Origin of the sequence: Salmonella sp. NW38 (assembly GCF_051807745.1) — a bacterium.
GTDB classification, from domain to species: Bacteria; Pseudomonadota; Gammaproteobacteria; order Enterobacterales; family Enterobacteriaceae; genus Salmonella; species Salmonella enterica.
Window position 1 is genome coordinate 69,200 of record NZ_JAMMTO010000002.1, and the last position, 17,883, is coordinate 87,082.

Below are 17,883 nucleotides of genomic sequence, written 5' to 3' on the forward strand. Positions count from 1 at the left end.
AGGAGAGAGACGTGCGATTCCCCAACCAACGTTTAGCGCAGCTATTTGCGATGCTGCAAAACGAGACGCTGCCGCAGGACGAACTGGCGCAGCGGTTGTCGGTCTCCACGCGTACCGTTCGGGCGGATATCGCCGCGCTGAACATGTTGCTGACGCCGCATGGCGCGCAATTTACTCTCAGCCGCGGCAACGGGTATCAGCTCAAAATTGATGATCCGGCACGTTATCAATCCCTGCAAACGCAGCAATCCCCCGCCCTGGCGCGCGGTCCGCGCACCAGCCAGGAGCGGATACACTATTTGCTGGCGCGTTTTTTAACCTCCGCCTTCTCGCTGAAGCTGGAGGATTTGGCAGATGAATGGTTTGTCAGCCGTGCGACGCTGCAGAACGACATGGCGGACGTGCGCGAGCATTTGCTGCGTTATCATCTGACGCTGGAAACGCGTCCGCGTCATGGCATGAAACTGTTTGGTGGAGAGATGGCGATTCGCGCCTGTCTGACCGACCTTTTATGGACGCTGGCGCAGCAGGAGCCCTCCCATCCGTTAATTGTTAGTACCACGCTGAACACCGAGGTGTCTCAACGGCTGCAGTCTCTTTTGCCGGATATTTTCTCTCATTGTCAAATCCGCCTGACCGATGAGGGCGAGCTGTTTCTGCGTTTATACTGCGCGGTGGCGGTACGGCGTATTCGCGAGGGGTATCCGTTATCGGAATGCGTGGCGGAGGAGGTCGATGAAAAGGTGCGCCATGCGGCGCATGAAATTGCGGAGCTACTACAACAGCTGGCCGACAAGCCGCTGTCGGAGCCGGAAGTAAGCTGGCTGAAGGTGCATATTGCCGCCCGCCAGGTACAGGAGATTGCCCCCAGCGCCATTAATGCCGATGATGAAGAGGCGCTGGTGCGCTATATCCTCAATTTTATTAATACCCAGTACAACTATAACCTATTGAATGATAAACAGCTTCACGCGGACTTGCTGACCCACATCAAAACGATGATCACCCGCGTGCGCTACCAGATCATGATCCCCAACCCACTACTGGAAAATATTAAGCAGCACTATCCGATGGCGTGGGATATGACATTGGCGGCGATATCGAGTTGGGGAAAATACACGCCGTATACCATTAGCGAAAACGAAATCGGTTTTCTGGTGCTGCATATTGGCGTTGGGCTGGAACGTAGTTACAACATTGGCTACCAGCGGCAGCCGCAGGTACTGCTGGTGTGTGATGCTGGTAATGCGATGGTGCGGATGATTGAAGCGGTACTGGCGCGGAAATACCCGCAGATTGAGATAGCCCGCACTTTGACGCTACGCGACTATGAGGCGCGGGACAGTATTGTGGAGGATTTTGTGATTTCCACGGCGCGGATCGGTGAAAAAGATAAACCGGTCATCATGATCGCGCCCTTTCCTACCGACTATCAATTGGAGCAGATCGGTAAGCTGGTGCTGGTGGACAGAACCCGTCCGTGGATGCTGGATAAATATTTCGATGCCTCGCATTTTCGCATTGTGGAAGGGGAAATAGATCAACAGACGCTGTTTAAAACGCTGTGCGATCAGTTGCATGAGGAAGGCTTTGTTGATGCGGCGTTTCTCGATTCGGTTATTGAACGTGAAGCTATCGTCAGTACGTTATTAGGCGACGGGATTGCCTTGCCACACGCGCTGGGGCTGCTGGCGAAGAAAACGGTGGTTTATACGGTGCTCGCGCCACAGGGGATTGCCTGGGGTGATGAAACGGCGCACGTTATTTTTTTACTCGCCATCAGCAAAAGTGAATATGAAGAGGCGATGGCCATCTACGATATTTTCGTCACTTTCCTGCGCGAACGCGCCATGACGCGCCTCTGCGCATGTCAGAATTTTACGCAATTTAAAACGGTCGCGATGGAGTGCGTGAGTCGTTTTTGAGAGGCGTTATCCAGAATTCGATGTAATGCGAATGTAATGCTAAACTGCATTACACATTCGATTTTACTGGAGGCATAATGGCCACGCTGAACGTCCGTCTGGATGACAAACTCAAAAATGAGGCTTATGCCGTGCTGGAAAAACTGAACATTACTCCAACGGAGGCCGTGCGATTACTGTTCCAGTACGTCGCGGAAACGGGGCGCATGCCAGTGAAAACCGTCACTCTTAGCGACAGTGAGGATGCACTGATTCAGACAGTTCGGGAGAGGCTGTCTAGTCCGCAAAAGGGAATCAAGGTTAGTCTGGATGACTTATGAACTGGAATTCGACCCGAGGGCCTTAAAAGAGTGGCATAAGCTGGGCGATACGGTGAAGGCTCAGCTTAAGAAAAAGTTGGCTGATGTGCTATTGAACCCCAGAATTGACTCTGCCCGTTTAAACGGTCTTCCTGACTGCTATAAAATTAAGCTTAAATCGTCCGGTTATCGTCTGGTGTACCAGGTTCGGGATGACGTTGTGATTGTGTTTGTTGTCGCGGTCGGCAAGCGAGAACATTCAGCCGTCTATCACGATGCAAACAAACGGCTTTAGCGATCAACGCAAATGATGCACTACCTGGTTGCTGCTACCGCGCCAGATAAGCGCCGGGTCTTTCAGATCCTGCACAAATTTGCCATCGACCAGCACGTTGATGAGATCGACCACCTGCATCTGTGCGGCGTTAAGTTCATCGAGCTTGTAGCCGGTCCACACCCAGATATCTTTCCCCGGGCACTCCGCGTGGATACGTTGTACCAGTGTCAGGATATCCGGTACGTTTTGCGGATGCAGCGGATCGCCGCCCGACAGCGAGATCCCCTGACGGTGAATGCGCGTGTCGTTCAGATCGGCAATGATCTTATCTTCCATCTCTTTGGTAAACGGCTGGCCGGAGTTCAGCCGCCAGGTGCTTTTGTTATAGCAGCCAGGGCATTCATGCACGCACCCTGACACAAACAGGGTGCAGCGGGTGCCGGGGCCGTTAACGATGTCTACGGGGTAGTATTGGTGAAAGTTCATGTTTCCTCGTTGCATTTGGCGCTGTAGCGGCGTTGGCCGCTCTTACTTACCCAGGTCACTTACTTATGTAAGCTCCCTGGGATTCGTTCGTTTGCCGCCTTGCTACAACACCAACTGCTTAGAGGAAATTCATGAAATTGGAACTATAGCCAGCGGTTGTAGGCCGGATAAGGTGTTTACACCGCCATCCGGCATTTACGCATTGCAAACGGAGGATTAACCTATCTGCCCATTGCCTAAATGCTTCACGCGGCGCTTCACTTCTTCCTGCTTACCGGCGTTAAACGGGCGTGCGTCCGGGCTGCCTAAATAACCGCACACGCGGCGGGTGACCGAGACGCGCGCGGCGTCGTGGTTGCCGCATTTCGGGCAGGTGAAACCTTTACTGGTACATTCGAACTCGCCGGTAAAGCCGCACTCGTAGCATTCATCGATCGGCGTGTTGGTGCCGTAATACGGTACATGCTGATAGCTGTAATCCCAGACATCTTCCAGCGCCTTCAGGTTGTGCTGAATGTTCGGGTATTCGCCGTAGCAAATGAAACCCCCGTTCGCCAGCGGCGGATACGGCGCTTCGAAATCGATTTTGTCGTACGGGTTAACCTTCTTCTCCACGTCGAGGTGGAAGCTGTTGGTGTAGTAACCTTTATCGGTTACGCCCGGCACCACGCCGAACTCGGCGGTATCCAGACGGCAGAAGCGGTCACAGAGGTTTTCACTTGGCGTGCTGTACAGACTAAAGCCGTAGCCAGTCTCTTCTTTCCACTGATCCACGGCCTGGCGCAGACGTTCCACAATGGCGATACCTTTGGCGCGCAGCTGCTCGCTGTCATAGACATGTTTGTCGCCAAACAGCGCGTTGATGGTCTCATGAATGCCGATGTAGCCCAGAGAGATGGACGCACGACCATTTTTAAAGATTTCAGACACGTCGTCGTCCGCTTTCAGCCGCACGCCGCAGGCGCCTTCCATATACAGGATAGGCGCGACACGGGCTTTCACGCCTTCAAGGCGGGCGATACGGGTCATCAGCGCCTTCCGCGCCAGCGCCAGACGTTCATCCAGCAGTTTCCAGAATGCGGTTTCGTCGCCTTTTGCTTCCAGCGCGATGCGCGGCAGGTTAAGGCTAATCACGCCCAGGTTGTTACGCCCGTCGTGGATCTGCTCGCCGTTTTCGTTCTCCCACACGCCGAGGAAGCTGCGGCAGCCCATTGGCGTTTTGAACGAACCGGTGACTTTGACCACCTGATCGTAGTTGAGGATGTCCGGATACATGCGCTTGCTCGCGCACTCCAGCGCCAGTTGTTTAATGTCGTAGTTCGGATCGCCAAACTTGTGGTTCAAACCGTCGCGGATAGCGAAGACCAGTTTCGGGAACACGGCGGTTTTGCGATTTTTACCCAGACCGGCGATACGGTTACGTAAAATAGACGCCTGGATCAGACGCGACTCCCAACTGGTGCCGAGGCCAAAACCAAAGGTCACGAAAGGCGTCTGGCCGTTAGCGGTGTGCAGCGTGTTAACTTCGTACTCCAGCGACTGGAAGGCGTCGTAGCACTCTTTTTCGGTGCGAGAACGCGCATATCCTTCGGCATCCGGGATCTGCCACTCATCGGCGGTTTTGCGGTGCTTGTTATAGCTTTCGGTGACAAACGGCGCCAGCACTTCGTCGATACGGTTAATGGTGGTGCCGCCATAAATATGGCTGGCGACCTGCGCGATAATCTGCGCGGTAACGGCAGTGGCGGTAGAGATAGATTTTGGCGGTTCGATCTCGGCGTTACCCATCTTAAAGCCCTGGGTCAACATGCCTTTCAGGTCGATCAGCATACAGTTGAACATCGGGAAGAACGGCGAATAGTCGAGATCGTGATAGTGGATATCGCCGCGCTCATGCGCTTGTACTACATCACGCGGCAACAGGTGCTGGCGGGCATAGTGTTTGGCGACAATCCCGGCCAGCAAATCGCGCTGGGTGGGAATGACTTTACTGTCTTTGTTGGCGTTTTCATTGAGCAACGCGGAGTTAGTTTGCTCTACCAGGCCGCGAATTTCCTGGTTCAGACGACCACGCTTTTCACGCTGAATGTCGCGATCGTGACGGTATTCGATGTAGGCGCGGGCAAGCTGTTTGTACGGGCCGGACATCAGTTGGTTTTCAACCGCAGTTTGGATCTCGTTAATATCCACCTGACTGCGTGCGTTCATTTGGCTGCTAACGACTTCTGCGACGGTGGCACAGTAATCTGCGTCATCGACTCCCGCTGCTTTAGCTGCACGTAGAATGGCTTCCTTAATGCGCTCTGATTTGAATGGCACTTTACAGCCATCTCGTTTCATCACATGCGGTGTCATGATCACTCCATATTTGTAAGAACAGGTTATCCACAGAGGCCGGGGAAGCCATAACAGGTTTATTCATCTCTTTTCCAACGACTTCCCGCAATCCTGGCCCAGGTTATCCACAATTCACCTTGTGTCGAGTGAACAGGTGTTGTAGCAATTGTAGTCAATTAATACAACATATTGGGTTGGTGTGCATTTTAAAGTCTATATGTAGTGATTTGCATCAAGGATGTTTGCAATTTTATTGATGTAGAACAAGGTAAAAATCAGAGCGTACAGATGGCGGGCGCTGTAGCGTTTGTAAAAGATAGCAAGAAAAATCTGATTAATTATTCAACAAAAACAGACAGTAACCAGGAGCAACGCCACAGCCCGTGTCAATAGGCCTGTGGCGTTTATCCGTATAAGGACGTCGCGTTAGCGTTGTAACCACCAGATGGCTTCAAATGGGCGGAGCGTCATCGCCGCTGGCTGGCTGGCGACCTCGCCATAATTGTGCAGTAGCGCCTGCCACTGTCCTTTGATATGCGGCGCATGCCACTCCTGACACTGGTCGCTCAGATTGGCGACGACCAGCAGGGTTTGCCCCTGCCACTGGCGGCGATAACACCATACTGATGGGCTATCCGGGAGGAGATCCTGATAATCGCCCCAGATCAGTACAGGCTGGGTTTTACGTAGCGCAATCAGCTTTTGATAGGTGTAAAACACTGAGTTTTTATCGCGTAATGCCGCCGCGACGTTAACCTCCGTATAGTTATCGCACAGGCTTATCCACGGCTCGCCCTGGGTGAAACCGGCGTTTTTACCGTTGTCCCACTGCATCGGCGTGCGGCTGTTGTCGCGGGATTTACTGGCCAGGATAGCCAGTAGTTCGTCGGGGTCGCGTCCGGCGGCGCGTAGCGCGGCAAACATATTATGACTTTCCACGTCGCGATAATCGGTGATGCGGGTAAAGTGTGGGTTGGTCATGCCGATTTCTTCGCCCTGATAGATATAAGGCGTCCCTTGCATACCGTGCAGCGCCATCGCCAGCATTTTCGCGGCTGGAACCCGGTATTCACCCTCGTCGCCAAAGCGGGAAACGATGCGCGGCTGATCGTGATTACACCAGAATAACGCGTTCCAGGCGACGTTATGCATCCCCTGTTGCCAGTGGCGGAACAACGCTTTCAGCGCCACATAATCAGGTTTTGCCAGCGTCCACTTTTCGCCATTCGGGTAATCCACCTTCAGATGATGAAAATTGAAGGTCATCGAGAGTTCGTCGCCGCTAAGCGCGGCATATTGCTGGCAGTTTTCCAGCGTGGTAGAGGACATTTCGCCTACCGTCATCAGATTACGCGGCGTAAAAACGTCACGGTTCATTTCGCGTAAAAACGTATGCGCGCGCGGTCCGTCGGTATAAAAGCGGCGTCCGTCGCCCGTCGGATCGTCAGGAAAATCCTGATCTTTGGCGATCAGGTTCACCACGTCCAGACGCAGGCCATCCACGCCGCGATCGGCCCAGAATTCGCAGACCTTTTTCAGCTCGGCGCGCACGGCGGGATTTTCCCAGTTCAGGTCGGCCTGTTCAGGCGCGAAAAGGTGTAAATAATATTGTTCGCTCTGGCTATGCCAGCGCCAGGCGCTGCCGCCAAATTTGGATTGCCAGTTATTCGGGCAGACCTCCGGCGTGCCATCGCGCCAGATATAAAACTGACGGTATGGACTCTCTTTGTTCAGCGCTTCGCGAAACCAGGCGTGCTGGGTAGAAGTATGGTTAAACACCATATCCAGGATGATACGAATACCGCGTGCTTTCGCCTGCGCGACCAGCTCGTCAAAATCATCCAGCGTGCCGTAGGTCGGGTCGATGGCCGTATAATTTGCGACGTCATAACCGTTATCCACCTGCGGCGAGATATAAAACGGCGTGAGCCAGATGGCATCCACGCCGAGTCGCTGTAGATAGTCAATGTGCTGCGTGACGCCGCGTAAATCGCCGGTGCCGCTGCCGGTCGTGTCCTGAAAACTTTTTGGGTAGATCTGATAAATAACGCCGTTTTGCCACCAGAGGGGAATAGTCATTGTTGTTTCCTGCAAGTGCGTTGGGACGCAACTGCGCCCCGAAGAAGTATTAGACAATTTGTAATGTGCCCTGACGATGCTTACGCTGATAGATAAAGGTGGTCAGAATCACCGGGATCACGATCGCGATAACCATCGCCATGCCGTACACCTGCCAGTAGCGCGGCGGTATAGACAGGATGCCCGGCAGGCCGCCCACGCCGATACCGTTGGCGATGACGCCGTTCAGACCGCAGAGCAGTCCCGCCAGACCAGATCCGATCATCGCGCACAGCATCGGAAAACGATACTTCAGGTTGATACCGTACATCGCCGGTTCGGTTACCCCAAGGTAAGCGGAAATGGCGGCAGGAACGGAGATCTCGCGTTCATTGTGTTTACGGCTGGAGATGATGATGCCCACCACGGCGGAGGCCTGCGCGATATTCGACAGCGCAATCAGCGGCCAGACTGGCGTACCGCCCATGCTCTGGATCATCTGCATATCGATAGCGAGCGTTGTCTGGTGGACGCCGGTAATGACCAACGGGGCATACAGGAAGCCGAACAGCGCCGCGCCTATCGGGGCGAAACTGCCGGTCATCAGATAACGTACCGCAAAGGCCACGCCGTCGCCGATCATACGACCAAAGGGGCCGATAAAGGTGTGGGCGAGAAAGACGGCCAGTATTAACGAACACACCGGGACGACGACCAGGTAGAGATAATCCGGCACGATGCGTTTCAACCGCGTTTCAATAAACCCAAGCGCCAGCCCTGCCAGTAGCGCCGGGATAACCTGCGCCTGGTAGCCCACTTTCTCAATGCTAAATAAGCCGAAGTTCCAGACGTCCGGCGTTTGCTGGCCCAGCAGATACGCATTCATCAACTGCGGCGACACCAGCGTCACGCCGAGCACGATACCAAGAATCGGCGTGCCGCCCACTTTTTTCACCGCCGACCAGCAGATCCCCACCGGCAGATAGAAAAAGATCGCTTCGCCGATCAACCATAAAAAATCATAAAGCGTTTTTAGCGCCGGATGCATCGGCGCCAGCGTTTGGCCGTTGCTCATCGGCACATCGCCGATCACGTTACGAAAGCCTAAGATCAAACCACCGCTGATCAACGCCGGTAGTAGCGGAAAGAAGATCTCCGCGAAGTGGGAAATTAACTGCTCATGCCACTTCATGTTCTGGCGAGCGGCTTTTTTTGCCTGCTCTTTATCAGCATACGCTTTGCCGGTGGTCTCCAGCAGCGCGTTATAGTAATCGCCGACGTCGGTGCCGATCACCACCTGAAACTGTCCGGCGTTGGTGAAACAGCCTTTAACCATCGGTAATTGTTCGATCTCTTTTGGTCTGGCGCTCGCGGGCTGGTGGAGTACAAAGCGCAGGCGAGTAATGCAGTGGCTCACCGTGGCGATGTTGTCGCGCCCGCCGACCAGGTCAACCAGCCGGTCGATATCGGCTTGTTTTACTTTGCTCATCGTAAAGCCTCATGGCAGAGGAGGTATGTTATGGGTTGGCGCAAGAGTATCTCTTCAACGTTGGTTTAAAAATGGGAACGTTCCCGAAACGCAGCGACGATCACAAATTACTCGTGGTATTCCGTTTAATCAGTCACTCAGGCGAGGGTAGAAGGAATGACGATCCGGCGCGGATCGCAGCGGCCATTGATCTGTTCGATCAGCTGCGAAGCCGCCTGCCGTCCGGCTTCAGCATAGCCAGGATCAACAGTGACGATCTCAGGGTGCAGGAATTTTATCAGCGGCGTGTTCCCGACGCTTGCCAGTTGCAGCGTCTCAATACGTTGCTCCTGTAAATACTTACTGGCGCCCAACGCCAGCGTATCGGTGGCGCAGACTAACGCGGTGGTATCCGGCATGATGACGCTTGCCGTATGCTCATAGCCCTGCTTCATGGCAAGACCGGGCAGGGCGGCGACGGGATGAAGTTTATGTTTTTTGCAAAACGCCAGGTATGCGTCATGCCGACGTTTGCCGGTGGTAATATCGCTATGGGGAACGCCCAGAAAGCTAATGTTGCGGTGTCCCTGCTCATACAGCCGCTGCATAAGGATATGAATTGCGCCCTCGTCGTCGTAACAGACGGAGGCAAAACCTTGCGCATCTCTTGCCAGCAGCACCAGTGAGGCTTTCCAGGGGGCGATCAACTCTTCTGTGATGCCGGTAAAGCCAAACAGCACCACGCCATCAATGTTACGTCGTCTGAGCATGCCCAGATGTTCCATTACCAGCGTCGGCGAGAACTGACTTTCCATCATAATAGGGTCGTAGCCCTGTTCATAAAACGCAGGCAGCATGGTTTGAACCGCGAGGTTTTCAGACAACGAATCAAGGCGAGTGACGATAATAGCGACCACTTTATCGCTTTGTCCCCGCATCGCACGGGCGGAGCGGGACGGAGAGAAACCGTGTTGATTCATCACCGCTTCGACACGCTCGCGGGTACGTTCGCTTACGCCGCTTTCATTGTTAAGCACGCGGGAAACGGTTGATTTCCCTACGCCGCTCAGGCGGGCGATGTCTTTGATAGTGAGCCGGTTTTGCATCCTGTTTTCCCGTGGCGTGACGCTGATGGTGATGGTGATAAAAAGAGTAACTTTACTCAAGCGAAGGGCAATGGGCAAAGTCTGGTTTATCGTTGGTTTAATTACGTAACGGTATGATACCGCCATAATTGCCACAAAACTTATGGATTTATGCGTATAATCCACGGCGCAAATCGTTTACTTACCGGAGGCGACATGGACCCTGAACCCACCCCTCTCCCGCGATGGAGAATTTTCCTTTTCCGGTAAGCCTGCCTCTGCTGTCTTACCGGTGTGTAAGACAGTGACACAATAACGTCCCTGTTTTTATTTAAACATTGCTCATCGGGCAAGGCTTTGCCGCGCCTGAAGAATTTTCTGCGCCTGACTTCGGCGCGGAGGGATTACCTATGCTAAAAACCATTACCCGCCAGCTTTTTGCCCGGCTTAATCGTCATTTGCCTTATCGTCTGGTTCACCGCGATCCGCTGCCCGGCGCGCAGACCGCGGTAAATGCGACTATCCCGCCTTCGCTGAGCGAGCGCTGTCTGAAAGTCGCGGCAATGGAGCAGGAGACTCTCTGGCGCGTTTTTGATACGCACCCGGAGGGATTAAACGCCGCCGAGGTAACGCGCGCGCGTGAAAAGCATGGCGAAAACCGCCTTCCAGCCCAGAAACCCTCGCCGTGGTGGGTGCATTTGTGGGTATGTTATCGCAATCCTTTCAACATCTTACTCACGATTCTTGGCGGCATTTCTTATGCCACGGAGGATCTGTTTGCCGCAGGCGTTATCGCCCTGATGGTCGGTATCTCAACGCTGCTGAATTTTGTGCAGGAAGCGCGCTCGACAAAAGCGGCGGACGCGCTAAAAGCGATGGTGAGCAATACCGCTACCGTACTGCGGGTTATTAATGAAAATGGCGAAAACGCCTGGCTGGAATTACCCATCGATCAACTGGTGCCCGGCGATATTATTAAGCTGGCGGCGGGGGATATGATCCCGGCGGATTTACGGATTATCCAGGCGCGCGATCTGTTTGTCGCCCAGGCGTCGCTGACCGGCGAATCTCTGCCAGTCGAGAAAGTCGCCGCGACGCGTGAGCCCCGGCAAAATAACCCGCTTGAGTGCGACACGCTGTGCTTTATGGGGACGAACGTCGTGAGCGGAACGGCGCAGGCCGTGGTGATGGCGACCGGCGCCGACACCTGGTTTGGTCAATTGGCGGGGCGCGTGTCGGAACAAGATAACGAGCAGAACGCTTTCCAGAAAGGAATTAGCCGCGTCAGTATGTTGCTGATCCGCTTTATGCTGGTCATGGCGCCGGTAGTACTGATTATTAATGGTTACACGAAAGGTGACTGGTGGGAAGCGGCGTTATTTGCGCTTTCGGTCGCGGTAGGACTCACCCCGGAAATGTTGCCGATGATCGTCACCTCCACCCTCGCGCGCGGGGCGGTGAAGCTTTCGAAACAGAAAGTTATCGTGAAGCACCTTGACGCGATTCAGAACTTCGGCGCGATGGATATTCTGTGCACCGATAAAACCGGCACTCTGACGCAGGATAAAATTGTGCTGGAGAATCATACGGATATCTCTGGTAAGCCCAGCGAGCATGTACTGCATTGCGCCTGGCTGAACAGCCATTATCAGACCGGTCTAAAAAATTTACTGGATACGGCGGTCCTGGAGGGAGTAGACGAAACCGCCGCGCGTCAGCTCTCCGGACGCTGGCAGAAAATCGATGAGATTCCGTTTGATTTTGAGCGTCGCCGGATGTCGGTGGTGGTCGCCGAAGATTCGAACGTGCATCAACTGGTCTGCAAAGGCGCGTTACAGGAGATCCTGAACGTGTGTACTCAGGTGCGCCACAACGGCGATATTGTGCCGCTGGACGACAATATGCTGCGCCGGGTGAAACGCGTTACCGACACGCTGAACCGTCAGGGGCTACGCGTGGTCGCCGTCGCGACCAAATACCTGCCTGCGCGTGAGGGCGATTACCAGCGTATCGATGAATCTGACCTGATCCTGGAAGGGTATATTGCTTTTCTCGATCCGCCGAAAGAGACCACCGCGCCGGCGCTGAAAGCGCTGAAGGCGAGCGGAATTACGGTGAAAATTCTCACCGGCGACAGCGAGCTGGTAGCGGCGAAAGTTTGCCATGAAGTTGGGCTGGATGCGGGCGATGTCGTTATTGGCAGTGATATTGAAGGGTTAAGCGACGACGCGCTGGCGGCGCTGGCCGCCCGTACGACGTTGTTTGCGCGTCTGACGCCGATGCATAAAGAGCGCATCGTCACTTTACTCAAACGCGAGGGGCATGTGGTCGGTTTTATGGGCGACGGGATTAACGATGCTCCGGCGTTGCGGGCGGCGGATATTGGTATCTCGGTAGATGGCGCGGTGGACATCGCCCGTGAAGCGGCCGATATTATCCTGCTGGAAAAGAGCCTGATGGTGCTGGAAGAAGGCGTCATTGAAGGTCGTCGTACTTTTTCTAATATGTTGAAATATATCAAGATGACGGCCAGCTCAAATTTCGGTAACGTGTTTAGCGTACTGGTGGCGAGCGCCTTTTTGCCGTTCCTGCCAATGCTGCCGCTGCACTTGCTGATTCAAAACCTGCTGTACGATGTATCCCAGGTGGCGATTCCGTTTGATAATGTCGATGAAGAACAAATTCAAAAGCCGCAGCGCTGGAATCCGGCGGATTTGGGGCGCTTTATGGTCTTTTTCGGTCCGATCAGCTCGATTTTCGACATTTTGACCTTTTGTCTGATGTGGTGGGTATTTCATGCGAATACGCCAGAAACGCAAACTTTGTTCCAGTCCGGCTGGTTTGTGGTGGGATTACTGTCGCAAACGCTGATTGTGCATATGATCCGTACCCGTCGTCTGCCGTTTATTCAAAGTCGCGCCGCCTGGCCGCTGATGGCGATGACATTGTTGGTGATGGTGGTGGGAGTCTCGTTGCCGTTTTCGCCGCTGGCGTCTTACCTGCAGTTGCAGGCGCTGCCGTTAAGCTATTTCCCGTGGCTGATTGCCATTCTGGCGGGCTATATGACGTTAACCCAGTTGGTGAAAGGGTTTTACAGCAGACGTTATGGCTGGCAGTAAACACTTTCGTCGGGGATTCGCCAGCGTGCTTAATCCCCGATATCGCTAACCAGGTCAGATGCCCGTAAAGCTCGACAAGTTTAACGCGATCGGCTTTATCTTTAAATTTCAGGGCTTATTCAAGCAACTGTAGAATGCTATATGCAGGCATAAAAAAGAGGAATGTCCAGCTAAGTTTGTAAAATACATTCTCTGCCCCCAATCCGGAACGAGAGGAGGAGATGTCCCACTGCCGGATATGTTTTGCGGATATGCGACGAAAGCGGCGAATATAGCTAACGCAATAAACTAAGTAAGGAGGAATCGCTAAGGCGCCAGTGGGTTTAGGAAACATAAGGGTAAGCAATATGGCTGCGACAATGAAGCATAAAAAGACTATCGTCGCGGTAGATTCTATCTGTTTTAATTCCTGGCGTACGCTTTCAGCATGCTTCTCCTGCCAGCGACGGAGCGTGCTGTTGCTAAATCCATATTCTTCGCACAACGCCTTATTCGGTACGCCGTTTTTCGACTGTTGCAGAAAATCGGCTATTTGTTCCTCGGTAAAACGCGATCTTACCATTGCCGCCTCTCCATGGCTGTTGGTGCCCCGAACCGGGCAAACTTGCGCCGCCCGGCGGGGATGACGTCCGGCGCTTAGCGACGAACAGCGATCGCTTCAATCTCAATTTTCACGTCTTTCGGCAGACGGGCAACTTCCACGCAGGAACGCGCCGGGAAGGTCGCGTTGTGCTCGGTGAAGAAGGCTTCGTAGGTGGCGTTGACGGTCGCGAAATCGTTCAGGTCTTTCACGAATACGGTCGTTTTCACAATGTCGCCTACTTTCAGGCCAGCGGCTTCCACGATAGCTTTAACGTTTTCCAGCGACTGACGTGCCTGAGCGGATACGTCTTCCGCTACGGCACCGGTTTTCGGATCGACCGGGATCTGACCGGAAGTGATTACCATGCTACCCAGGTCAACGCCCTGTACGTATGGGCCGATTGCTGCTGGTGCATTTTCCGTCGCAATAGTTTTGCTCATGATTTCTCCTGAATTACAGCGGTAATAGAATGTCCCCGCTCATTATAGGGAGCCGGGATCTCATAACCAACCCCCATTAGTTGGCCAGCACCACATTATGCGAAAACTCTTTTTCACAGTATTTGCATTTGAGGGCGATATCATTGGCGCGTTTTTTCACTGCAAAGCTGGAGGATACCGGTTCCGCGTGGCTGATGCAGTTGCTGTTCGGGCAAACCAGCACATTATTAATACGCTCCGGCAGGCTGGGACGTGATTTCCCGACTACGTCGTAGTTGTCGATGCGGTTAACGGTGGCCTGCGGCGCGTACAGAGCAAGTTGGTTAACCTGCTCATCGGTGAGGAAGGTGTTTTCTATTTTGATTAAGTCTTTACGCCCCATCTCGCCAGACGGGAGATTCAGACCGATAGTGATTCGCTGATCGGTCTCGGTCAATTTAAACAGACTCAGCAGTTTAAAGCCTACCTGCGCAGGGATATGGTCAATCACGGTGCCGCATTTAATGGCTTCAACCTGCAGTTTGTTATCGTGTGTCATCGCTTTTCTCCCTTACAGACTCAGTTCGCTATTCAGTACCAACGCCAGTAACGCCTGGCGAGCGAAAATACCGTTGCCCGCCTGTTGGAAGTACCAGGCGTGTGGCGTTTTATCCACATCCGTGGTGATTTCATCAATGCGCGGCAGCGGGTGCAGCACTTTCATATTTTCACGCGCGCCGTTCAGGTCGCTGGCGCGCAGAACAAACTGCGCCTTCACATTGGCGTACTCCGACGGATCGAGACGCTCTTTCTGTACGCGAGTCATATAGAGGATGTCGACGTCGGCCATGACCTCTTCAATAGAACCATGCAGGCTCCAGGCCATTCCTTTTTCATCAAGCATATCCAGAATGTACTGCGGCATCGCCAGCGCGTCCGGCGCGATAAAATAAAAACGGTTGCCGCTAAATTTCGCCAGCGCCTGGGTTAGCGAATGCACGGTGCGGCCATATTTCAGATCGCCGACCATCGCGATATGCAGGTTATCCAGACGGCCCTGCGTTTCCTGGATGGTGAACAGATCCAACAGGGTCTGCGTCGGATGCTGGTTCGAACCGTCGCCCGCATTGAGCACCGGCACCTGACCGGAAAACTCCGTCGCCAGACGTGCCGCGCCTTCTTGCGGATGGCGCATCACAATCGCGTCCACGTAAGTGCTAATCACTGAGATCGTGTCGGCTAACGTTTCTCCTTTTTTCCCCAGCGACGTGTTGGCGCTGTCGGAGAAGCCCACTACGCTGGCGCCCAGGCGATGCATTGAAGTTTCAAACGACAGGCGGGTACGCGTGGAGGCTTCGAAAAAGCAGCTGGCGATCACTTTATGTTTCAATAGCTCCGGCTGCGGGTTGGCTTTTAATTTCGCCGCCGTCGCCAGTACCAGATTAAGATCGTCGCGGCTGAGGTCGTTTATGGAAATGATATGTTTTTGATATAGCGGGTTAGCCATGTTTATCTCCTGACGCCTGGGCAAAAAAAAGCCCCTCAATTGAGGGGCTTGGTATTGGTTTTCAACGGAAAGAAAAACGGCAGGCCTGCGTCCTTTTTCAGACGCGGTAAGACAGAATGTCGTACACACTGAACCATGCTTCCTCCCGGCAAATTGTCCGCGATTATACTCAGCTCTGTTTGGGGATCAAGCAATTAATGCATGATTTACTCATCGCAAACGGTTCTTATGAATTTAAATTCATTTTAAGCAAATAATTAATTTGTTTGTGTACCAGCGCCGTGCGCTGAACGACCCGTGGTGCGACCCAGACAATACTGCTACCGGCAACGACGCCGAGAATTTCCGGCAATGCGTGGTAATCCAGAATTCTCGCGACGGCGCGACCATAACCTGCCGCCGTATGGATAAGGATAAATTCGCTATTATGTTCAACGCTGACGACCATTTCGGCTATTGAACGTCCGGCATCCGGCGAAGGACGCCGCTGGGGATTTACGGAATAAATCTTTTGTCCCTTCGTATTTCTGATTTTTATTGCGCCCAGCAGCTTGAGCAGGCGCGAAACCGTAGACTGACTAATACCTTCAAATCCCTCATTTTGTAAATCGCGGCGAATCTCCTCCTGGGACAGGTAACTTTTTTCACTAATCAGGCGCTGACAAACCGCCAGTTGCTGTTGTTCTTTGGCGGAGTAATCATCGTATTCCTTCATAAATGCACCTTATCTTTATTATTGATATCAACGGACTGGCGAAATTCATCACATTTGTCACATTGATTGCGGATCAATCGGGCGGTTTTGCAGGAAAATGAGAAGCCGATCAAAAAAGGTGACGGCGTGCCTGATGGCGCTGTGCTTATCAGTCCTGTCGGATAAGGCGCGTCGCCATCTGGCTCGTTACATCATCGCTCCGATGCTCAGTACCGCCATATTCAGCAATGTCAGGATCAGCAACAGCGGCGCGACCCATTTCAGATAGCGGACATAGGGAACCCGCGCGATTGCCAGACCGCCCATGACCACGGCGGAGGTGGGAGTAACCAGATTCACAATCCCGGAGGCCGACTGGTAGGCGGTTACGACCAAATCCCGTTGTACGTGGGCAAAATCCGCTAACGGCGCCATAATGGGCATCGTCAATACGGCAAGACCGGAAGAGGAGGGCACCAGGAAGGAGAGCAATACTTCCAGCCAGTAGGTTACGTTTATGAAAATGGTGGTAGAGAGGCCGGAAACCAGACTTTCCGCGCTGTGCAAAATGGTGTGGGTAATCATACCGTTATCCATGACCACCACAATGCCGCGCGCGATACCAATAATTAGCGCCACGCCGAGCAAATCCCGCGCGCCGTCGATAAAGGTACTGGTGAACGCTTCCTCACCCATCCGCGTTATCACGCCAACGATAATCGCCGCCGCCAGAAAGACGCCGGAGATTTCCGCCATCCACCAGCCGAGAACCGCCACGCCGTAAATCATCACCGCGAAAGAGGCGGCGAAGATCAGCAGCACCCATTTCCGGGTAGCCGTAAACTCCAGCAGTGTATTGGCGCGATTGCCGAGAAAATGAGCGCGATTTTCCTCCATTTTATCCGCCACGATAGAAAGCTCAGGATGGGCGCGGACTTTGCGCGCATAGCGCATTACCCAAAACACGCACAGTACGTAGCCGACAATTAACAGCAGTACGCGCATCAGCATTCCCTGAGTAAAAGGGATGCCGGCGGCGTTGGCGGCAATGACCGTGGCGAAAGGGTTAATGGTCGAACCGAGCGTGCCTATCCCTGCGCCGAGCAGTACGGTTGCCGCCGCCACTAACGGATCGAAGCGGGCCGCCATCATGACCGGCACCAGCAGCGTGTAGAAGGGCAACGACTCCTCCGCCATGCCATAGATAGTGCCGCCTGCGGCGAACAGCGCCATCAGAATGGGGATCATCCACTCATCTTTGCCGTTGAGTTTGATAGTTACCCGTTCAATACCGGCATCAATCGCCCCCGTTTTATTCACCACCCCCAGAAAGCCGCCGATAATCAAGACAAACAGCGCGACGTCAATGGCGCCGGCGGTGTAGGTTTCGTGGTTATAGAGGCCGTCAATCGGCGCCAGTAAAACAGCGGTAATCCCTTGCGGATGCGCTTCCACGGGGGCATACGTTCCCGCCACCGGCACCTCTTTTCCCAGCGTGGCGTTCATCGCCATTTGGTATTTTCCCGCCGGCACAATCCAGGTCATCACTGCGACCAGGGCAATAAGAATAAACAGGATGGTATAAGCGGTGGGAAATTTAAATTTACCCATGATGTTCTCTCCTGA

General features: G+C 53.6%; 18 protein-coding genes. 6 read left to right on the top strand and 12 right to left on the bottom strand.

Annotated features, from left to right (window positions below):
• The first annotated feature begins 11 nt into the window (after positions 1 to 11).
• From NA624_RS04165 to NA624_RS04175, 3 genes are all read left to right on the top strand, one after another.
• Positions 12 to 1,925, top strand: coding sequence for a BglG family transcription antiterminator (locus NA624_RS04165; protein ID WP_001212131.1), 1,914 nt, complete (start codon positions 12 to 14; stop codon positions 1,923 to 1,925).
• Between the two features lie 77 nt (positions 1,926 to 2,002).
• A complete protein-coding gene (locus NA624_RS04170) occupies positions 2,003 to 2,245 on the top strand; it encodes a type II toxin-antitoxin system RelB/DinJ family antitoxin (protein ID WP_000212724.1) in 243 nt (80 codons plus the stop codon).
• On the top strand, positions 2,235 to 2,519 hold the full coding sequence (locus NA624_RS04175; RefSeq protein ID WP_000220578.1) for a type II toxin-antitoxin system RelE family toxin: 285 nt from the start codon (positions 2,235 to 2,237) through the stop codon (positions 2,517 to 2,519). Before NA624_RS04170 ends, NA624_RS04175 begins: the two co-directional genes overlap by 11 nt.
• Positions 2,520 to 2,522: 3 nt before the next feature.
• On the opposite strand, the gene nrdG is transcribed toward NA624_RS04175, so the two are convergent.
• The 5 genes from nrdG to treR all read right to left on the bottom strand — a co-directional run bounded on the left by nrdG (position 2,523) and on the right by treR (position 9,956).
• Positions 2,523 to 2,987 carry an anaerobic ribonucleoside-triphosphate reductase-activating protein gene (gene nrdG / locus NA624_RS04180; RefSeq protein WP_001009178.1) on the bottom strand — a complete coding sequence of 155 codons (465 nt, stop codon included), beginning with the start codon at positions 2,985 to 2,987 and terminating at the stop codon, positions 2,523 to 2,525.
• A gap of 216 nt (positions 2,988 to 3,203) precedes the next feature.
• Positions 3,204 to 5,342 (bottom strand): anaerobic ribonucleoside-triphosphate reductase, encoded by a 2,139-nt coding sequence (gene nrdD, locus NA624_RS04185; RefSeq protein WP_000187815.1) that lies wholly within the window; start codon positions 5,340 to 5,342, stop codon positions 3,204 to 3,206.
• 408 nt (positions 5,343 to 5,750) lie between these two features.
• Complete coding sequence (gene treC / locus NA624_RS04190; protein WP_000155035.1) at positions 5,751 to 7,403, bottom strand: alpha,alpha-phosphotrehalase; 1,653 nt, start codon at positions 7,401 to 7,403, stop codon at positions 5,751 to 5,753.
• A gap of 49 nt (positions 7,404 to 7,452) precedes the next feature.
• Positions 7,453 to 8,871, bottom strand: coding sequence for a PTS trehalose transporter subunit IIBC (gene treB, locus NA624_RS04195; protein WP_000048847.1), 1,419 nt, complete (start codon positions 8,869 to 8,871; stop codon positions 7,453 to 7,455).
• A gap of 137 nt (positions 8,872 to 9,008) precedes the next feature.
• Complete coding sequence (gene treR, locus NA624_RS04200) at positions 9,009 to 9,956, bottom strand: trehalose operon repressor TreR (protein WP_001181297.1); 948 nt, start codon at positions 9,954 to 9,956, stop codon at positions 9,009 to 9,011.
• Positions 9,957 to 10,151: 195 nt separating this feature from the next.
• Here treR and mgtL point away from each other — a divergent pair, with 195 nt between their 5' ends.
• On the top strand, positions 10,152 to 10,205 hold the full coding sequence (gene mgtL, locus NA624_RS04205) for a mgtA regulatory leader peptide MgtL (RefSeq protein WP_099374030.1): 54 nt from the start codon (positions 10,152 to 10,154) through the stop codon (positions 10,203 to 10,205).
• A gap of 140 nt (positions 10,206 to 10,345) precedes the next feature.
• Positions 10,346 to 13,054 (top strand): magnesium-translocating P-type ATPase, encoded by a 2,709-nt coding sequence (gene mgtA / locus NA624_RS04210; protein ID WP_000920858.1) that lies wholly within the window; start codon positions 10,346 to 10,348, stop codon positions 13,052 to 13,054.
• A 115-nt stretch (positions 13,055 to 13,169) separates the two neighbouring features.
• On the opposite strand, the gene NA624_RS04215 is transcribed toward mgtA, so the two are convergent.
• The 5 genes from NA624_RS04215 to pyrL form a co-directional block, all read right to left on the bottom strand.
• Complete coding sequence (locus NA624_RS04215) at positions 13,170 to 13,616, bottom strand: transposase (protein WP_000252558.1); 447 nt, start codon at positions 13,614 to 13,616, stop codon at positions 13,170 to 13,172.
• 74 nt (positions 13,617 to 13,690) lie between these two features.
• Positions 13,691 to 14,077, bottom strand: coding sequence for a 2-iminobutanoate/2-iminopropanoate deaminase (gene ridA / locus NA624_RS04220; protein WP_000047544.1), 387 nt, complete (start codon positions 14,075 to 14,077; stop codon positions 13,691 to 13,693).
• Between the two features lie 76 nt (positions 14,078 to 14,153).
• Complete coding sequence (gene pyrI / locus NA624_RS04225) at positions 14,154 to 14,615, bottom strand: aspartate carbamoyltransferase regulatory subunit (RefSeq protein ID WP_000148566.1); 462 nt, start codon at positions 14,613 to 14,615, stop codon at positions 14,154 to 14,156.
• Positions 14,616 to 14,627: 12 nt separating this feature from the next.
• A complete protein-coding gene (pyrB, locus tag NA624_RS04230; RefSeq protein ID WP_000013055.1) occupies positions 14,628 to 15,563 on the bottom strand; it encodes an aspartate carbamoyltransferase in 936 nt (311 codons plus the stop codon).
• A 35-nt stretch (positions 15,564 to 15,598) separates the two neighbouring features.
• Positions 15,599 to 15,700, bottom strand: a complete 102-nt coding sequence (pyrL, locus tag NA624_RS04235) for a pyr operon leader peptide (protein ID WP_000249504.1) — start codon at positions 15,698 to 15,700, stop codon at positions 15,599 to 15,601.
• Here pyrL and NA624_RS04240 point away from each other — a divergent pair.
• Complete coding sequence (locus NA624_RS04240) at positions 15,680 to 15,820, top strand: hypothetical protein (protein ID WP_077905461.1); 141 nt, start codon at positions 15,680 to 15,682, stop codon at positions 15,818 to 15,820. The two genes, pyrL and NA624_RS04240, sit on opposite strands and share 21 nt — an antisense overlap.
• Here NA624_RS04240 and NA624_RS04245 read toward each other — a convergent pair.
• Both NA624_RS04245 and NA624_RS04250 read right to left on the bottom strand, forming a co-directional pair.
• A complete protein-coding gene (locus NA624_RS04245; protein WP_000666051.1) occupies positions 15,790 to 16,278 on the bottom strand; it encodes an arginine repressor in 489 nt (162 codons plus the stop codon). The two genes, NA624_RS04240 and NA624_RS04245, sit on opposite strands and share 31 nt — an antisense overlap.
• A 186-nt stretch (positions 16,279 to 16,464) precedes the next feature.
• Positions 16,465 to 17,868: a YfcC family protein gene (locus NA624_RS04250; RefSeq protein WP_000514441.1), complete on the bottom strand. Its 1,404-nt coding sequence runs from the start codon at positions 17,866 to 17,868 to the stop codon at positions 16,465 to 16,467.
• Positions 17,869 to 17,883: the final 15 nt, after the last annotated feature.